This is a genomic window from Oscillibacter sp. GMB15532 (assembly GCF_041020825.1).
Lineage (GTDB): Bacteria > Bacillota > Clostridia > Oscillospirales > Oscillospiraceae > Oscillibacter.
Window position 1 is genome coordinate 1 of the sequence record NZ_JBEVTO010000010.1, and the last position, 17,664, is coordinate 17,664.

The 17,664-nt window shown below is 50.4% G+C and carries 18 protein-coding genes and 1 riboswitch; all 18 genes read left to right on the forward strand.

From position 1 onward, the window contains the following. Positions 1 to 1,945 (forward strand): S-layer homology domain-containing protein (locus ABVS15_RS12045; protein ID WP_369283928.1); only part of this gene is annotated, 1,945 nt, incomplete at its 5' end. A gap of 17 nt (positions 1,946 to 1,962) precedes the next feature. Then, a riboswitch (cyclic di-GMP riboswitch) is annotated at positions 1,963 to 2,052 on the forward strand. A 496-nt stretch (positions 2,053 to 2,548) separates the two neighbouring features. Next, positions 2,549 to 3,136, forward strand: coding sequence for a recombinase family protein (locus ABVS15_RS12050; protein ID WP_369283929.1), 588 nt, complete (start codon positions 2,549 to 2,551; stop codon positions 3,134 to 3,136). A 32-nt stretch (positions 3,137 to 3,168) separates the two neighbouring features. Then, positions 3,169 to 3,366 carry a recombinase family protein gene (locus ABVS15_RS12055; RefSeq protein WP_369283930.1) on the forward strand — a complete coding sequence of 66 codons (198 nt, stop codon included), beginning with the start codon at positions 3,169 to 3,171 and terminating at the stop codon, positions 3,364 to 3,366. Between the two features lie 811 nt (positions 3,367 to 4,177). After that, entirely contained in the window at positions 4,178 to 4,918 is a 741-nt protein-coding gene (locus tag ABVS15_RS12060; protein ID WP_369283931.1) for a LytR/AlgR family response regulator transcription factor, read from the forward strand. Then, entirely contained in the window at positions 4,911 to 6,197 is a 1,287-nt protein-coding gene (locus ABVS15_RS12065) for a GHKL domain-containing protein (protein WP_369283932.1), read from the forward strand. Before ABVS15_RS12060 ends, ABVS15_RS12065 begins: the two co-directional genes overlap by 8 nt. 160 nt (positions 6,198 to 6,357) lie before the next feature. Continuing rightward, complete coding sequence (locus ABVS15_RS12070; protein WP_369283933.1) at positions 6,358 to 8,337, forward strand: metallophosphoesterase; 1,980 nt, start codon at positions 6,358 to 6,360, stop codon at positions 8,335 to 8,337. A gap of 85 nt (positions 8,338 to 8,422) precedes the next feature. After that, entirely contained in the window at positions 8,423 to 8,638 is a 216-nt protein-coding gene (locus tag ABVS15_RS12075; RefSeq protein ID WP_369283934.1) for a hypothetical protein, read from the forward strand. Positions 8,639 to 8,675: 37 nt separating this feature from the next. Next, complete coding sequence (locus ABVS15_RS12080) at positions 8,676 to 9,392, forward strand: LytR/AlgR family response regulator transcription factor (RefSeq protein WP_369283935.1); 717 nt, start codon at positions 8,676 to 8,678, stop codon at positions 9,390 to 9,392. Beyond that, entirely contained in the window at positions 9,389 to 10,159 is a 771-nt protein-coding gene (locus tag ABVS15_RS12085) for a sensor histidine kinase (RefSeq protein WP_369283936.1), read from the forward strand. The genes ABVS15_RS12080 and ABVS15_RS12085 overlap by 4 nt, the downstream gene beginning before the upstream one ends. Positions 10,160 to 10,314: 155 nt before the next feature. After that, a complete protein-coding gene (locus ABVS15_RS12090) occupies positions 10,315 to 11,952 on the forward strand; it encodes a bifunctional UDP-sugar hydrolase/5'-nucleotidase (RefSeq protein WP_369283937.1) in 1,638 nt (545 codons plus the stop codon). Positions 11,953 to 12,141: 189 nt separating this feature from the next. After that, positions 12,142 to 13,152, forward strand: coding sequence for a GGDEF domain-containing protein (locus ABVS15_RS12095; protein WP_369283938.1), 1,011 nt, complete (start codon positions 12,142 to 12,144; stop codon positions 13,150 to 13,152). Then, entirely contained in the window at positions 13,149 to 13,400 is a 252-nt protein-coding gene (locus ABVS15_RS12100; RefSeq protein WP_369283939.1) for a hypothetical protein, read from the forward strand. Before ABVS15_RS12095 ends, ABVS15_RS12100 begins: the two co-directional genes overlap by 4 nt. Before the next feature lie 161 nt (positions 13,401 to 13,561). Continuing rightward, on the forward strand, positions 13,562 to 13,804 hold the full coding sequence (locus tag ABVS15_RS12105; protein WP_369283940.1) for a hypothetical protein: 243 nt from the start codon (positions 13,562 to 13,564) through the stop codon (positions 13,802 to 13,804). A 438-nt stretch (positions 13,805 to 14,242) separates the two neighbouring features. Then, the gene (locus ABVS15_RS12110) at positions 14,243 to 14,431 is read left to right on the forward strand and encodes a hypothetical protein (protein WP_369283941.1); all 189 of its coding nucleotides are present in this window, start codon (positions 14,243 to 14,245) and stop codon (positions 14,429 to 14,431) included. Between the two features lie 40 nt (positions 14,432 to 14,471). Next, the gene (locus ABVS15_RS12115; RefSeq protein WP_369283942.1) at positions 14,472 to 14,657 is read left to right on the forward strand and encodes a hypothetical protein; all 186 of its coding nucleotides are present in this window, start codon (positions 14,472 to 14,474) and stop codon (positions 14,655 to 14,657) included. Between the two features lie 66 nt (positions 14,658 to 14,723). Next, a complete protein-coding gene (locus ABVS15_RS12120) occupies positions 14,724 to 14,981 on the forward strand; it encodes a hypothetical protein (RefSeq protein WP_369283943.1) in 258 nt (85 codons plus the stop codon). Between the two features lie 14 nt (positions 14,982 to 14,995). Next, complete coding sequence (locus ABVS15_RS12125) at positions 14,996 to 15,472, forward strand: hypothetical protein (protein WP_369283944.1); 477 nt, start codon at positions 14,996 to 14,998, stop codon at positions 15,470 to 15,472. An 8-nt stretch (positions 15,473 to 15,480) separates the two neighbouring features. Then, complete coding sequence (locus ABVS15_RS12130; RefSeq protein WP_369283945.1) at positions 15,481 to 17,664, forward strand: NHLP family bacteriocin export ABC transporter peptidase/permease/ATPase subunit; 2,184 nt, start codon at positions 15,481 to 15,483, stop codon at positions 17,662 to 17,664.

The following is a 17,664-nucleotide window of genomic DNA, read 5'->3' on the forward strand; positions in this document are numbered from 1 at the left end:
ATTTACCGTTACACCGAAAACCGATCTTGCAGTGGGGAATTATAATGAAACCCTGACCGTAAGCACCGACCACAGTACCAATGCTACGATAGAACTGAGTTTCTCTGTAACGGCGGTTCCGGACTACACCGTTACCTTCAACCCGAACGGAGGCACTGTCAGCGAAACAACGCGCTCGGTTGTACCCGGTACGGCGGTAGGGGCACTCCCGACACCGACACGCTCCGGCAGTTACAGCTTTGACGGCTGGTATACGGCGGCAAGCGGCGGAACTCAAATCTCCGCAGGCACAACTGTCAGTGCAAATGTGACCTACTATGCTCATTGGACTTACACCGGCGGCGGTGGCTCTGGAGGTGGTGGCGGAAGCTCCTCAAACGACAACAGCAGCCCTGTCATCGTCACCCCACCCGCACCGGACAAGCCAAATTCCCCTACACAGGGGGAAATCAAGGTTCCCGGCACAGTGGACGGCAAGGGCAATGTCACAGTGAGCCTCACTGACAAAACTGTGACTGACGCTTTTAACAAGGCATTGGCTGAGGCCAAGAAAAATGGCACGGAGCAAAACGGCATCACAGTAGTTCTCCGTGTGGATACCGGCAATAAGACAGGCTCCAATATTACGGTCAATCTGCCTAAGGCCGTGCAAGATACCATCATCAGCAAGAAAATTGTCAACACCATTGTGGTGGTAGATAACCCCGACATCCGAATCGGCATGGATTTGGCTACCGTGCAGGAAATCAACAAACAGGCAAAATCCGATGTCAACATCGCAGCCACACGCACCGACAGCGGCAAGCTGACTGGTGATGCAAAAAAAGCCATCGGCAGCCGCCCGGTATTTGACCTCAAGGTGAACTATGGCAACGGCAAGGCAGTCAGCAGCTTCGGCGCAGGCAGCGTATCGGTAATTATTCCCTACACCCTCGGCGCAAATGAAAAGGCTGGGAATGTGCAGGCGGTCTATGTGGATGCCAAGGGCAAGGTACACTGGCTCACAAACTCGGTCTATGACAGTGCGGAAAAGGTACTGCGTTTCAGCACCAATCATTTTTCCACCTACGGCATCGGCTATAAACAGGCCAACCCCGCATTTACTGACATTGCAGGCCATTGGGCAAAGGAAGATATTGAGTTTGTGGTAAGCCGTGGATTGTTTAGCGGCACTTCTGAAACCAAGTTCAGTCCGAATGCCGCTATGACGAGAGGAATGTTCGTCACCGCCCTCGGACGGTTGGCAAACGCCGATGTAAGCGGCTACGCAAAGAGCAGCTTCAGCGATGTGAAAAGCGACGCCTACTACATGGGCTACATTGAGTGGGCAAGCAAAAACAACATTGTAAACGGGGTTGGCAATGGAAGGTTTGCCCCGGATCAGTCCATCACCCGTGAGCAGATGGCGGTCATTATGAGCAACTATGCCAAGACCATCGGTTATACTCTACCGAAAGTTCATGTCGAAAACATCTTCGCTGACAATGGCAAGATCAGTGCCTATGCCAAGGAAGCCGTGAAGCAAATGCAGATGGCAGGGGTTATCAGCGGCAAAAACGGCAATCTCTTTGACCCGCAGGGTACAGCCACAAGAGCCGAGGTGTCTGCTGTACTGCGCCGCTTTGTGGAGCTGGCAATTTCCAGTGACACGGCGCAGGGCTGGACCATGAACGATTCCGGCAAATGGATGTACTTCAAGGATGGCAAACCCCTCACCGGCAAGCAGGACATTGATGGTGGCGCCTATACCTTTGACCAGTACGGCGTGACAGCGGATGTACCCAAAAATCTCCGCTATACAACCTACATCGTACAAAAGGGCGACAGCTTCTGGCTCATTGCACACAAGCTGGGATGCACAATGTCCGAGTTGGAACGGCTGAATAACAAGAGCCGGTTTTCTATCATTTACCCCGGCGATGTACTTCGAGTGCCGGAAAAGTAACAGAAACAACAAATCAATAGAGCTATGGGCAAACCCGGTTAAAATCGGGGGACGCAAAGCCGAGGGTCTAAGGTGTCTTAGGGCGCTATGATAGTCTGGCTGCCAAAACCCACAAGGGCGTGCCCTCTCCAAACAGAGGGTGCGCCTTTGTCATTTCTTACGGTTTTTAACGGAATATATGGCATCCAGATACTTTGACTTTGCTATGCGCTATGGCGAAAGGGATGCTTCTATGAAAACTTCTTGTTTTGATATGAGGTGGAAATAAAGACGGTGGACTTTATATCTACCATTTCCTTTACATACAATTTCATATCCAGATTGTAAAAAAGTCAGTATTTTGCCATTGGCAATCTACTGACTTTTTTTAGTGTGCCCGGCATGGGCACACTCTCAAGGGTGAAAGTCGTGTGTTCTGAAAGCTGTCATCAGCTTGCCGGTGAAAGTCCGGTCAAGGTAATCGCCAGTGAGCCTTGTAGCAAGCCTCCAGTGCTCTTGCCGTGGTCGCGCGGTTCATACAGGAGAATAAGGAGCCGGACTACTTCGCGTAGCCCGATTGTTGACCCGCTTTTTCGGAGCAAAAAATAATCGGGAGTGATAAAAATGAATCATACAGCCATAAGCGGAGCTGCCCCAACGGCAGCTCTTTATGCCCGTTTCGGCACTTATGCCCAAACCGGCTTGGAAGTATCCCGCGCGGGCCGCTATGTCAGGCTTTCGCGCAAGGACGGCGACAAAGAGGAATCGGACAGTATCGCCAACCAAAAGGAACTGATCCGCGCGTTTGCGCAGGATAAATCGGATATTGAAATTAAAGAAATCTATGAGGACGACGATTATTCGGGCGTGAATTTTGACCGCCCCGGCTTTCAGCGCATGATGGAGGACATTCGCAGCGGTAAGATCGACTGCGTTATTGTGAAAGACCTGTCCCGGCTTGGCAGGAACTACATTGAAACCGGCAAGCTGCTGGAACGCTTTTTCCCCTTTATGAATGTACGCTTTATCGCCATCAACGACGCCTACGACAGCAAGCATCACAACGCGCAGACCGACAGCCTGATTATTCCGTTCAAAAATCTGATTAACGATACCTATTGTGCGGATATCTCGAAAAAATCCGCAGCCAGTTTGAGGTGTGCCGTCAAAACGGGGAATACATCGGCTCCTTTGCGGCCTTCGGGTATCTGAAAGCAAAGGATGAAACCGGCCGCAACCAGCTTGTGATTGACGAAAATGCCACTCCCATCGTCCGGGACATTTTCCAATGGAAGATTGAGAGGCAAAGCGCCCAGGACATCGCCGATAAGCTGAACACCCTGGGGTCCCCTCGCCGCTGGAATATAAAAAGCAGTGCGGCTCCAACTACACCACGGTATTTGGCAAGGCCGCGCGCTCCAAGTGGACAGCGGTGGCGGTAGGACGCATTCTTAGAAACGATTTGTATGTCGGCGTTCTGACCCAGGGCATCAGCACCACGGCAAATTATGAGATCAAACAGCGCATTGCCCGGAGTTTTATCCTGAATCGTGATTGGACGAATCGGCTTATTGAGATGGGCATAGCGCTTATTATAACGGATTGCCCACGTATGGACAGTGATCTTTACAGAAGAAACACCGCTTTCACTTAGGAGCGGCGTTTCTTAAAAAAACTAAAATATTTTTGCGACCTTACTTGACATCAGCCCATTTGCATTGCTCGCCGGTTTAATCGGAACAAAAGATATAATTGAGCCTTCGGACCACAATTTTTATAAAGATACGAGAAGCGGGGTTGGTCGTTTCTATTGATCGGTGAACTATTCGGCGTTGCGCTTGACACTCGTCTCGGAATGGCTTGGTCACGCCGACTGGAATACTTGGCTGACCTATTGTGCTCACGCGAGCACAAAATTATCCACGATTATTGAAATCGACATTTCCATCGTTTCTTGACTAACCGAGGAATAACTTTTTGTGTATGTCATTGAAACTATACTGATATTCGTATATAATATATAGTGTCTTTTTATATCTGCACGGAGGTGAAATGCTTGAGCAGTTTGCAGGGATATATCTCGGCGCGAGAAGCGTCATACAAATGGGGCGTATCGGAACGGCGCGTACATCAATACTGCCAAGCTGGACGCATTCCGGGGGTCTCCCGCTTCGGGCGTTCTTGGGCTATTCCCGCTGATGCACAAAAGCCTACTGATCCCAGAAAAGAAAATACCATAAGGAAGTGAAGCCTATGCTGCGTATAGCCATCTGTGATGATCAGCCGAAGGAATTGGCAATCATCAATGAACACATAACAGAATACCTTGACACTCATACATTGGAGGCCGAGGTGAGAAGCTTTTCTCACCCAGATCAATTGCTCACCGCCATTGAGTCCGAAAGTTTCCATCTTTACATATTGGATATTGTTATGCCTATGGTCAGCGGCATTGAGCTTGGCAAGGAAATTCGACGTCTTGACCGTGAAGCGCAAATTATTTATGCCACTACCGAGCCGCAGTTTGCTTTGCAGGCCTATGCCGCAAGTCCTATCAATTATCTTGTGAAGCCCGTCGAAAAGCAGACGCTGTTTGATACATTGACCCTCGCCATCTCAAAGGCAGACCTTGCCGAGGAACAGACTTTTGCGGTTAAAACTGCGGATAGCTTACGGGTAATAAAACTGTCAGAAATCTTATGCTGTGAGTATAGTAATCATGCAGTCTTATTTTGGCTGTCAAACGGAGAGAAGGTGCAAAGCCGAACGATTCGAGAGAATTTTACGGAATACACCTCACTTATTTTGAAGGACAGGCATTTTTTGCAATGTCATACTTCATTTGTGGTCAATCTGCGGCGGGTGGAGCGCTTTGCCAAGGATAGCTTTACATTATGCGACGGCAAGATGATTCCCATTGCCGTTAAGCAATATGCGGCTGTACGGGATACTTATATGGACTATCTTATGGCAAGGAGGCGCAGTGATGACTGAACTCATACCAGACCTGTTACGAGCAATCATTTCAACTACTGCCAATGTCCTGCTGATGACATCCCTTTTGCAGCCGAAGTATTCTAAAAAAGCCACGCTGCTGACCATGCTCGGTGTTCTTGCTGCCGATTTAGGTACCGCTATTTACTGCTATGTCAGCGGAAACCTGACACTGCTTTCAAAGCTTGATATTATCCTGTTTGCGGTGCTTTGTTTTGCGGTGCGTCCAATGTTCAAGGACAACTTTATGCAGTGGCTGTTTTCGTATATTACCGTTCAAAATATAAGCGATACCGTAATTATTTTAAGCTTCCAGGGCTCAAGACATTTACCTTATCCTCCCTATGCGAATTCATTGCTGCGCATACTTCTGTTTGGTGCTTTTCTGCTGGTTTTATGGCGTTATGTGCGTCCGCTGTATCGACAGGCGGTGGAGCATTGGACGGCATATTTTGCCGTGGCCTTGGGACTTTACATTACCTTCAACTATTATGTTCTAACTGCGAATGACGTTGTGGCGATGCTGACCGAACAGGCCATACCACTGCTTTTGGTGATTTTTATTGGACTTGCCTCCTATGGTTCCATTTTACTTTCTCTTAAGAATCTTCAGAGAGAGTTTCGGGTCAAAGAGGAAAACCGAAAAATGCAGGCGGAACGGGAGTACCTGCAACTGGCCGCTGGCAATATGTCGCAGCGGTTGGAGTTGATGGAGGAAGTATCGGCCCAGAACAGCCGCGCTGCGCATGACCGCCGTCACTTCAACAATGTGCTTCTGGAGCTTTTGGAGCAGAAAAAAAGCGATGAAGCGGTTGTTTTGCTAAAAAATCAAAATCAAACGGCACACAAGATCAGTAAGGTTTATTGTGAAAATCCAGCTGTAAATGCCGCCGTCTGCCACTATGCAGGGCTTGCGGATCAGGCGGGTATATCCACAGAGATTGAACTGGATATTCCAAGAGACCTGACTGTGGACTCCTTAGAGCTTTCCATGGTGGTTTCAAACCTTTTGGAAAATGTAATCCGTGCCTGTGGAAAGCTGCCGCAAAATTGTTCTCCATATCTCCGCTTTACCTGCCGGAGCGTGGGACGGCTGTTGCTGGAAATGGAAAATCCCTGCACGGAGGATACCGTATTGAATGAAAGTGGTTATCCGATTGCACGTGAAGAAGGACATGGAATCGGCAGCAAAGGCGTGATTGCCTTTGTGAAAAAGTATGATGGCGAACTGCTGTATAAAATCGAAAAAGGTATTTTTCGTGTACGCATTTTGGTGTAAAATCACTCTGCTTCCTGTTTGTCAAGAGCAAATTTTAAGTGAATAGCTTTTTTTAAGTGTAAAAATGAGCCTTTTAAGTGTAAAGGCTCATTTTTTTTGCTTTTCGGGATATTCTCACAATAGAAATTTTAAAAATATCAACTTGTAGGAGGAAACGAATATGAAAGCAAAAATTCTCTCATTGCTGCTGGCGTCCAGTATGGTCATTTCTTTGGCTCTGTTCACAAGCGGCTGTGCGCAAAAAAGCAGTGCGTCTGCTTTGTGGGAGGCTGGGAGTACAAGAAACAAGATTGTGGTCATAAGCGATGTTCACATCGGAGTGGATGACAAGTATGCCGAAAATGTGGCGAACCGTCCAATATTGATTGATTTCTTAAAGCGGCTGCAAAGCACAAAGGATGTGCGGGAGCTGGTCATCGACGGTGATTTTCTGGATGAATGGTTTCTGCCGGTGGATTACCCCAGCTATACCGATGTGCAACAATTTTACAAGGACGTCATTGCCAACAATCAGGGGGTCATTGATGAACTGAACAAAGTAGCTGACAGCGGAATCAAGCTGGTCTACATACCTGGCAATCACGATATGACGCAGGGGGATGCAGTTTTACAGGAGGCAATCCCCAAAATTGTACAGGTTCGGGATGCCAAAGGGCTGGGAACCTATTACACAGGAGACCGAAACGAAATTGCAATTGAGCACGGCCACCGTTACGATGTATTTTCAGCACCGGATACAGTAACCAACGCAGAGTTGGTGGGTAATAACGATACCATGCTGCCGGCTGGCTATTTTTACGCACGTTATGCCGCTACATGGGTATTGGAGGGGCGCCCCAAAGTAGAAAAGAATTTACCTGTGGTAACAACGGTTCCCGACAAATCCGATGCTGACCAGTATGGTGCTTATCTGTATTATTCGCTCCTTAAAAGTATTTCCACAAGAATGACACCCAACGAAGGTCTTGAGGAAAAAATATTTGATATGCACATGGATGGCTTTGACGATTCCTATACTTATCTGGACTTTTATCCTGCCCAGCAGGCGGACGGAACTATTTCCGCGCCGGTGTTGTTCAAGAATATTCAGCGCACATGGGCGGAACGTCAGAGAGTCAATCAGGTCAAGGTTCCCAACAGCTTTGTTGAAGCAGTCGCCGGAGCCGTGGACTGGGAGTACTATTTCAGACAGGCAAAGGCGCAGTATCTGGAAAATCCGGACGAAAACGTGGACGTGGTAGTGTTCGGTCATACACATGTACCCTCATATCGTGCTATGGACAACGGAAAATACTACATTAACGAGGGCACATGGATTGACCATAACACCGACTATCCGGATGCTACCCGTACCTTTGCCGTCATTACCACCGGCGAGAAAACCACCCCCGCACTGTATATGTACAACGAGGACGGCTCTTTGACGGATATAGCCGCTAGTGTCAGCAAAGCAGCAGAAGCCGAAGCGGCATCCTCCGCAGATTCATCGGACAATGTGTCCTTTGATACCAAAGCGCTTGAAAATTACGGCGATGAAAACACACAGGCACGCTATGTAGAGGTAAGCGGCTTAAACGATACGACTGTGCAGGAAAAGCTGAATCAGGCGATGAAAGAGTTTTGCCTTGCACCAGCCTCTTCTTCCGAAAAAGATACCACTTACGATATTATGCCTGTTTTTGAAGTGCTGGACGGCGATTTGCTGAGCCTTAGAACCTACGACACGGCGTATACGGCGGGAGCGGCATACCCGGTTAGCTCCATACGCACCCAGCTTTTCAGCTTAGCTACGGGTGAAACGGATTCAGAAAATCTATGGGGCTTTATAAAGGACAAAGCCGCATTTAAGCAGTTGATATTAGACAAAAAATTTGGTTTTGCAGCGGCGGGAGTCGAGGGTGGAGTGCCCGAAGAAGTTAAAACAGCGGCCTATCAAAAGCTTGCGGAAAGCATCGACGCAGAAGGCTTTGCAACTCAGTTTTACTTTGGCGATGGCGGTAACTTAAATGTATGGTGCGAGGGTGAAAACCATGCAAGCGGAGACTATTGGCTGTTTGATATTCCTGTCACAGAGCTGGAGGGAATTGCAACAGACCGGCTGCTCCCCATAATTGATGCCATCAAGAGTCTTGGTAATTAAAATTCGGATATGATACTCAAGCACAAGCGACATTCCGAATGCTTCGGGATGTCGCTTGTGCTCTTGCCGGAAGGAGCGTGATGGAATGGAAAAGCGCAGGCGTGAGGATGTGCCGCTCCTTGCCCCCAATACAGAGGGAAATGTGTGGCCCAAGCAGGTTTGCCCGGTCTTTGAGCCGAGGGCCGGCGCGCCCGAGGGACTGCGGCAGTGCTGGTACTGCCGGTGCGCCGACTTTCATCTGGACAGGCCACGCTCATTGGATGTGGGCGTATGCTATTGGCCGAAAAAGATATCAAGATAAGATGGTAGAAAATTCAAACGGGAAGGAGGAGTTATCGATGCACATTGCTATTTGCGATGACAGCGCTCATGACAGAAAATCGCTGTGTCAGGCTTTACAGGCATTTTCAGTCGAAAACGGCTTGGGTGCCGAAATCGATTTAATAGAGGACGGTGAGCTTCTGCTCGCCATGGAACCGGAACTCCTCTCCGAAGTAGAGCTCTTTTTCCTCGATATTTACATGGAGCGTTCCAACGGCTTCGATGTAGCCAGGGTTTTAAGGGCCAGAAGGGTTGCGGCACCCATTGTCTTTCTCACTTCCTCTCCGGACTTTGCGGTACAAAGCTATGAAGTGGAGGCGTTTTCCTATCTGCTCAAGCCTGTCCCGCAGGGCAAGCTGAAAGCCTTGATGCAGAGGTTCCTCCAAGGTTACCAGCCCCGCAGCATTTTTCTGGCCGGCCGTCTCTTTGTGCAGGAGGACATCGTATTTGCTGAGAGCGACCTTAAAAACGTTACCCTTCACCTCCGGGACGGAACCAGCGCACGGGTGCGGGAGAAGCTGGATACCGTGGAGCAGCGTCTGAAAGGCTCCTCTTTTCTGCGCTGTCACCAGAGCTATCTCGTCAATCTTCGCTACGTCTGCAGATTGGAGAATGAGACCTTTATCACGAGCCTTGACCGTCCGGTACTAATTCGCAAGCGGGATTTTCCAGAGCTTCGCAAGCGTTATTATGATTATTTGAAATCCGTGGCGGGGGTAGGTGGATCGCTATGACCGTGGGGATATGGGAGGGCATCCGCCGCTTCAGACAAAAGTTTGCGGTTCATTCTGAAATGCGGGCAGAGGAATCCAATTTGAAGCTTTACGATGAGCTGCTGCGCCTCTCGATGGACGGCGTAAAAGCGCAAATTGAGTTGATAGAGCAGGAACACCGGGCTGATCTGGACAGTATGGAACAAATCCGGAAAATGCGCCACGATTTAAAGCACCATCTGGCCGTACTCTCTGCCCTGCTGGAGGAAAACGACTTAGACGGCGCAAAGGGTTACATAATGGAGCTCTCCGGGGAACTGCCGCAGGCGCCGCTGGACGGAAAAAATCGGCTTACCAAGGGATTTCTTCGCAAGTATGCACAGCTGTGCAGGGACGGCGGGATTACGATGATCTCCGATATCAGGTACGACGAGGACGCGCTGCACGACAAGACGCGGTTGGGACTTATTCTGGGAAATGCCCTGCAAAACGCTTACGAGGCTGCCTTAAACGCGCCGGGCGAGCTGCGGCAGCTTAGAATGGAAGGGCGAACAGTGCAGGGTACGTTGCTGCTGGTGGTGGAAAACGGTTACGACGGCCATTTGAATCCGAACTACCGAACCACTAAATCAGGAGCCCTCCACGGCTATGGTCTACTCGGTATACGCAAGGCTGCCGAAAGCACGGGTGGTTATGTGGAGATTGAGTATACTCATCAGAAATTCCGTCTGACCGTTGCGTTACCGATTGGAGAAAGGACATTGCCGCATGAAACAATGCCCCTTTGAGAAATCGGAAATTAGGAGAAGGGCTTGAGCTGTGCTGAAGAAAAGGATACCTCTTTTTTCGGAGAATCATGTGCATGATAAGTGTTTTATTGTGGTGAATCCCACGTAACCGTCTCCCTGAGAAGAATATAGAATCTGGAATGGAGAAAAGAAATATGAAACGACGAAACAACCTCTCTTATATATTAATAATGATCGTACTGGCGGCACTTTTTCTGACTTTGGCTGGTTGTGGCGGGACGGGAAAATCAGAGCGGACCGCAGACATTGCCGTACTCTACACGGGGGACGTCCATTGTGCGGTAGACGAAAATATCGGCTATGCGGGACTGGCATCATTTAAAACGGAGCTGGAGACACAGGGCACCCAGGTGCTGCTGGTGGACACCGGGGATGCCATTCAGGGTGCGCCCCTCGGCTCGATGTCGAAGGGGTCCATTCCTATTGAAATTATGAATCAGCTGGGCTACTGCGCCATGACGCTGGGCAACCATGAATTCGACTATGGACAGGATGCTCTGCGTACGCTGTCGGAGCAGGCCAAGTTCCCGTTCCTGTCCCTTAATTTTGTGGATGGGGTGACTGAGAAGCCGGTTTATCAGCCCTATATCATTGTGGAACGCGATGGAATCAAGATTGCCTTTGTGGGTGTTTCCACACCTAAGACGCTAACCTCCAGCAGACCCGCCTATTTCATGGATGAAAACGGAAATTACAACTACTCCTTTTTACAGGATCAAAGCGGAAAGAAGCTCTGGGATGCGGTCCAACAGACGGTGGATGCCGCTAAAAAAGACGGCGCGGATTACGTGGTTGCGCTGACCCACCTGGGAATTGATACGGCCACTGCTCCCTATCTTTCCACCGAGATGATTGCGGGTACCAGCGGCATCGATGTGGTTCTGGACGGCCACTCCCATAGTGTCGTGGAGTGTGAACGCGTTCAGAATAAGGAGGGTAAGCGTGTTCTGCTCTCTTCCACCGGAACGGCACTCAACCATATCGGCTACCTGCTGATTGGCCGGGACGGCAATCTCTCTACCGGTCTTGTTTCCGACTATACAGAAAAAGACGCAGATATCAGCGCGTACATCAACGGCTTGAAGGCTGAGTCTGAGCAGCAGTTAGCGCAGCCGGTGGCGGTAGTCAAAGACAATTTGGTTACGGATGATCCGGAGACCGGAGTGCGCATCGTACGGAATGCAGAAACCAATTTGGGCAATCTCTGTGTCGATGCAATCCGGGCTGCTGCAGGTACCGATATTGCTGTGATGAATGGCGGCGGAATCCGCGCAGGCCTGAGAGCCGGAGAAATTACCTATGGCGATGTGCTGGGCGTGTTTCCCTTTGGAAACCATCTGCGCACGATTGAGGTGACAGGCCAGCAGCTCCTGGACGCACTGGAGCTTTCCGTCAGTAAGATTCCGGAAGAAAACGGCGGATTTCTGCAGGTTTCCGGGCTGACCTTTACCTTCCGCACCGACATACCCTCCCCGGTTACATGGGACGATGCGGGTATGTTCAGCGGTGTAGAGGGGGAACGGAGGGTTCAGAGTGTGATGGTTGGCGGCAAGCCATTGGAGTCCGCGCAGACCTATTCCCTGGCGGGCACTGACTATACCCTGCGTGACAGCGGTGATGGATATTCCTTGTTTGCCGGCTGCCCCGTGCTGGAGGCGGATTTGGGACTGGACTTCGATGCCCTGTCAGATTTTCTGTCAGACGGATATTTAAAAGACACGTCTTTGTATGCGCAGGCTTATGGAGATGGGCGAATTGTGGCGGTTCCATAAATAAAGCAAACCGGCGAAACCGTTTTGCATCCGCAGCGGACAACAGATAGAAAAAGAAATCGATGGAAAAGACGTTTGGGAACATCATCTGCATATTCTGTCGTAAAATCTGCGGAAAATGGCAAACCCATTGAGGTGTTTTATACAAATCGCTACACTGAACATAGACTTGGGAAAGGAGGAATCAGGGTGACGAATGAATGGTGTGCGGAATTGATGAGCTGTGCAGAGGGACTGTATGTATTGAACGAAATAAGCAAGGAAATCATCTGGGCCAATCCCTATTTTACGGAGAGACTAAAAACGCCCTGCGTGGGTGAGACTTGCTGGAAGGTGTTTCTGGGACGTAAGACTCCATGTCCTTTTTGCCCAAGGCTCTCTGAACAGGATGGCGTCTATGCTTGGGACTATTATGAGCCGCAGAGCAGACGCTGGATGAAGATTAAGCACCTCGTTTTCCGCAGGGACAACCTCCTCTATAGGGCGGGCAACGTCAATATGATGGATGATGTAATGCGCCTGAACTATGAGACTGTACAGGAGATAGCCATGCTGCAAACGGTTCTGTCGAAAACACAGGGTGAAATGGCCAGCCTGACGAAGGAAGCAATTTATGATACCCTGACCGGTCTTTTCAACCGCAACTGCTTTCAGATGGATCTGGAGCGGGAATATGCGAAAATCCCGGGGCTTGGTATCCTTTACTTTGACCTTAATAATCTGAAATTCATAAATGATAAATACCGGCATACGTCGGGAGATGCGCTGCTGAAACGCATGGCAGATGTGCTGCGGCTGGTGTGTTCACAGGTCAAAAATGCCAAAGGTTACCGCATCGGTGGTGATGAATTCACTCTGTTACTCGCCCAAAGCACCGAGGAGGAGTTGGCGTATTGTGCAAATCTGTTCACCGGTTATTTGGAGGATTATAACAAGGGAGCAGAGCATTCCTGCAGCGTCGCTGTAGGACGAGCATTTTCCAAAGAATTATGTGACCCGGAGCTGTTGGTATCCAGAGCCGATCATGACATGTATTGCTGTAAACAAAGAATGAAAGAGAAAACACGGGAGGAGTCACCATGGACGTGGAGAACAGAGACTAAAAAAGCGGACAAATTGACCAAAGATGAGCTGGAGCAGGAAGCGCAGGTTGATTCAACAAACGCAACAGATAACGATAAAAGGAGGAAATTACTATGACAACACAAGAAGTAATCACGATCGCCAAGGAAAAACTCGGCAAGGACATTACCGAACAGGAGGCGCAGGATTATCTCGACGGCAAAGCGGCCATCCCCGACGAGGCAATGGACATCGTGAGCGGCGGAGGGGATTGCGGCATACAGTCCATATGCCCTGTATGCCAGCAATCTCTGGCGTATGGAGGAATCTATACCTCTCCTTACTGCAATAACCCCAATTGCTCCAGGTACCGCCAGAGCGTGTGAGCGATATCAATCGATATCAGTAAGGAAATTCCAACCTGAGCTTCATTTGGAGCTACTGTTTCCTCTTCCCGGAAAATGTGCCGGTATTGTGGGAAAGAAGAAACAGAATACGAAGAATAGCAGGAATTCAGCACAAAATTTTAATTTAGGAGGAAATTATTATGACAACGCAAGAAATCATCGCCCTCGCCAAAGAAAAGCTTGGCAAAGATATAACGGAACAGGAGGCACAGGATTATCTTGATGGCAAAGCGGCCATCCCTGATGAGGCGCTCGACCTCGTGAGCGGCGGCAGTGGCTGCAGGACCCTAACGTGCTTCAGCTGTGGCTCGACCAATGTATACGACGGTATTACTTATTCGAAGTGTCTTGACTGCGGATATTCCAGATCTCTCTTCAGGTGAAAACGCTAGTCAAATTGCAATAATTAAATACCAATTAACATTCAAACTATAGGGAGGGAATCACAATGACAACGCAAGAAATCATCACCCTCGCCAAAGAAAAGCTTGGGCGGGACATCTCGGATCAGGAAGCACAGGACTACCTCGATGGCAAAACGGCCATCCCTGACGAGGCGCTCGACCTCGTAAGCGGAGGCGGGTGCATCAAATATGTAACGTGCTCCCGCTGCGGCTCGACCAACATACACGAGGGTATTACTTATATTAAGTGCCTTGATTGCGGACTCCTAATGTGCCCTTGCTGCGGCTCGACTAACATACAAGATGGTATTACTTATACTAAGTGCTTCAACTGCGGATTTTCCAAGCCTTCTGGCAGGTAGACTCCAAACACCATTCAGCTTCAAGTCCGACTGAGACCATAAGGAGGAAATTACAATGACAACACAAGAAATCATCACCATCGCCAAGGAGAAGCTTGGCAAAGACATCACTGAACAGGAAGCACAGGACTATATTGACGGCAAAGCGGCCATCCCCGACGAGGCGCTGGACCTTGTCAGCGGGGGCGGAGCCACGATGTATCCACCTCATATCCCGGAGGAATATAAGAAGTGCGGCACGTAAGCAATCTAGCTTGCCAACCAACAAACAAGGAGGAATCAGTATGACCATACAGCAAATTATCGCCCTCGCGAAGGAAAAACTCGGCAAGGACATCACCGAGCAGGAAGCACAGGACTATCTCGACGGTAAAGTAAAAATTCCCGATGACGCACTTGATATCGTGAGCGGAGGCTACGGGAGGTGGGATCTCCCCTATGTCGAGGGAGCAGGCGGGCAGTGCAGCTAAACCTCGATTATGCAAGAAATTTGGATAGGACGCTAAACAAACGCAAATAAACGATTGGAGGATTTTATGATGACAACACAACAGGTAATGGCATTGGCGAAAGAAAAGCTTGGTCGGGACATCACCGAGCAGGAAGCGCAGGACTATCTCGATGGCAAAACAGCCATCCCGGACGAGGCGCTGGACCTTGTAAGCGGCGGCGCATCTTGTGGTACATGCTCTGTATGCGGGCAGCCTATTTCTCGAGGATCATTAGGCTTTCCTTACTGCAATAATCCGGACTGTTCCGAGTACCTTGCCGGACTTACTCCCGGTCTTAAGTAAGAGGAGATATCAATATGAGCAGTAACACTATTTTTCGAAAGGCAAGCTTGGATCGGGTGTCATCGCCGGAACAGCTTAACGACTACATAAAAATTTCCCGCCCCGGCGTATGGCTGATTTTAGGAACAGTGATCGTGCTGCTCATCGGTGTCTGTGTCTGGGGTGTGTTCGGCACACTAACCTCCACAAAAGACGTGGTGACGGTGGTGCAGGACGGCAAAGCTACCTGCTATGTCACTGCAGAGGAGGCGAAAAGCTTCGCACCCGGCATGGAGGTGCGCATAGAAGACGGCACGGGCAGCATCACTTCCATTGCTGATACTCCTGTGAGGATTACCGGTGACTTCGATGACTATGCCCTCTACCTTGGCGGAATGAAAGCGGGCGACTGGGTGGTTCCAGTAACGGTGGACATTTCCGTTCCGGACGGCGCATATACGGCTAAGATTGTCCTTGAAACCATCTCGCCCATCTCCTTCGTGCTGAATTGAGGTGGCGTATGGCAGAGAATAAAAGGAAATTAAAAAAAACAGTTGAAAAGGGATATGCGAAGGTTCCCGTCGTGATGCAGCTGGAGGCGCTGGAGTGCGGCGCGGCCAGTCTGTGCATGGTGCTGGCCTATTATGGCAAATGGGTACCGCTGGAACAGGTGCGTGCCGACTGCGGTGTCTCAAGGGACGGCTCCAAAGCCTCCAATATCCTCAAAGCGGCGCGGGGCTATGGCTTAAACGCTCAGGGCTATCGTTATGAGCCGGAGAAGCTCAAGGAAAACGGCCGTTTCCCCTGCATCATCCACTGGAACTTCAACCATTTCGTGGTGCTCGACGGCTTCAAGGGCGACAAGGCATACTTGAATGACCCTGCCAAAGGGGTGTACAGCGTATCCATGGAGCAGTTCGATAAGTCCTTCACCGGCGTCAGTATCTTTTTCGAGCCGGGTGAAAGCTTCGTGCCGGACGGCAGGCCGAAGAGCACTTGGAGTTTTATTAAAAAGCGCATGGCGGGTACCGGCGCGGCGGTGGCCTTTGTGGTGCTCACCACAGCCATTACTTCGCTGATCGGGATTATCAACCCGGCCTTTTCCCGGATATTTATGGACAGGCTGCTCACCGGCAAAAATCCGGAGTGGTTTTATCCCTTCCTGTTCGGGCTCTCCCTGCTGACCGCCGTATCGCTGGTCGTGGCATGGGTGCAGGCGGTCTATACGCTGAAGCTGAACGGCAAGCTGGCCATTGTGGCCAACTCTTCGTTTTTATGGCATGTGCTTCGGATGCCCATGGAGTTTTTCTCCCAGCGCATGGCAGGCGACATTGCCATGCGGCAGTCCCTCAACGAAGGCATTGCCAATGCGCTGATTTCCACCTTCGCCCCGCTGGTGCTCCAGACGGGTATGATGGTGTTTTACCTGGCTGCCATGCTGCGTTACAGCGTCCTGCTGACGGCTGTGGGCGTTGCTTCGCTCCTCATAAACCTCGTCATGGCGCGGATTATTTCACAGAAGCGGATCAACGTGACACGGGTACAGATGCGCGACGCCGGTAAGCTGGCGGGTTCCACCGTGGCAGGCATTGAGATGATTGAGACCATCAAGGCCAGCGGCGCGGAGAATGGCTTTTTTGAAAAATGGGCGGGCTATCAGGCCGGCGTGAACACTCAGACGGTGAAATTTGCCAATGTCAACCACTATCTGGGGCTGGTTCCTACGCTGACGGCTACCCTTGCCTCCACCGCCGTGCTGATGCTGGGCGTATATTTAACGATTCAGGGGCAGTTCACCGCAGGCATGATTTTGGCTTTTCAGGGTTTCCTGACAGGCTTCACGGGTCCCGCCCAGTCCCTCATCGGCGCGGGGCAGACCATTCAGGAGATGCGTACCAATATGGAGCGTATCGAGGATGTGATGGAATACCCCATCGACGTAAACTTTGACGGCAGCTTTGATGAAACCGCCGAATACGGCAAGCTTTCCGGCGAGGTGGTAATGAAGGATGTGACCTTCGGCTACTCCCGCCTGGGTGTGCCGCTGATTGAACATTTCGACCTGCACTTAAAGCCCGGAAGCCGGGTGGCCTTTGTCGGTCCCTCCGGCTGCGGCAAAAGCACCCTCTCCAAGCTTATTTCCGGGCTGTACCAACCTTGGAGCGGCGAGCTTTTATTTGACGGCAAGCCTATAAAAGACATCAACCACAGTGTTTTTACCGGCTCTGTTGCGGTGGTGGATCAGGACATCATCCTTTTTGAGGACACAATCATGGGCAATATCAAGATGTGGGACAGCTCCATCGAGGATTTTGAAGCTATTTTGGCCGCAAGGGACGCAAGCCTTCATGAGGACATCATGGGTCGGGACGGCGGCTACACTTACCGACTGACGGAGGGCGGCAAGGATTTGTCCGGCGGGCAGCGGCAGCGGCTGGAGATTGCCAGAGTGCTGGCCCAGGACCCTACGATTATCATTATGGATGAAGCCACCTCCGCGCTGGACGCCAAGACGGAGTTCGAGGTGGTGAACGCCATCAAAAACCGCGGCATCACCTGTATCGTCATCGCCCACCGGCTCTCCACCATCCGGGACTGCGACGAGATTGTGGTCATGGAGAAGGGCAAGGTAGTAGAACGCGGTACCCACGACGAGCTGTATGCCAAAGGCGGGATTTATACCTCGCTGGTGGCAAGCGAATGA

Bases quoted from the DNA above. Each gene is read 5' to 3' on its own strand.
- ABVS15_RS12090 (WP_369283937.1), top strand. From the start codon at position 10,315: ATGAAACGACGAAACAACCTCTCTTATATATTAATAATGATCGTACTG.
- ABVS15_RS12105 (WP_369283940.1), top strand. From the start codon at position 13,562: ATGACAACGCAAGAAATCATCGCCCTCGCCAAAGAAAAGCTTGGCAAA.
- ABVS15_RS12065 (WP_369283932.1), top strand. From the start codon at position 4,911: ATGACTGAACTCATACCAGACCTGTTACGAGCAATCATTTCAACTACT.
- ABVS15_RS12080 (WP_369283935.1), top strand. From the start codon at position 8,676: ATGCACATTGCTATTTGCGATGACAGCGCTCATGACAGAAAATCGCTG.
- ABVS15_RS12120 (WP_369283943.1), top strand. From the start codon at position 14,724: ATGATGACAACACAACAGGTAATGGCATTGGCGAAAGAAAAGCTTGGT.
- ABVS15_RS12110 (WP_369283941.1), top strand. From the start codon at position 14,243: ATGACAACACAAGAAATCATCACCATCGCCAAGGAGAAGCTTGGCAAA.
- ABVS15_RS12115 (WP_369283942.1), top strand. From the start codon at position 14,472: ATGACCATACAGCAAATTATCGCCCTCGCGAAGGAAAAACTCGGCAAG.
- ABVS15_RS12075 (WP_369283934.1), top strand. From the start codon at position 8,423: ATGGAAAAGCGCAGGCGTGAGGATGTGCCGCTCCTTGCCCCCAATACA.
- ABVS15_RS12050 (WP_369283929.1), top strand. From the start codon at position 2,549: ATGAATCATACAGCCATAAGCGGAGCTGCCCCAACGGCAGCTCTTTAT.
- ABVS15_RS12130 (WP_369283945.1), top strand. From the start codon at position 15,481: ATGGCAGAGAATAAAAGGAAATTAAAAAAAACAGTTGAAAAGGGATAT.
- ABVS15_RS12100 (WP_369283939.1), top strand. From the start codon at position 13,149: ATGACAACACAAGAAGTAATCACGATCGCCAAGGAAAAACTCGGCAAG.
- ABVS15_RS12125 (WP_369283944.1), top strand. From the start codon at position 14,996: ATGAGCAGTAACACTATTTTTCGAAAGGCAAGCTTGGATCGGGTGTCA.
- ABVS15_RS12085 (WP_369283936.1), top strand. From the start codon at position 9,389: ATGACCGTGGGGATATGGGAGGGCATCCGCCGCTTCAGACAAAAGTTT.
- ABVS15_RS12070 (WP_369283933.1), top strand. From the start codon at position 6,358: ATGAAAGCAAAAATTCTCTCATTGCTGCTGGCGTCCAGTATGGTCATT.
- ABVS15_RS12060 (WP_369283931.1), top strand. From the start codon at position 4,178: ATGCTGCGTATAGCCATCTGTGATGATCAGCCGAAGGAATTGGCAATC.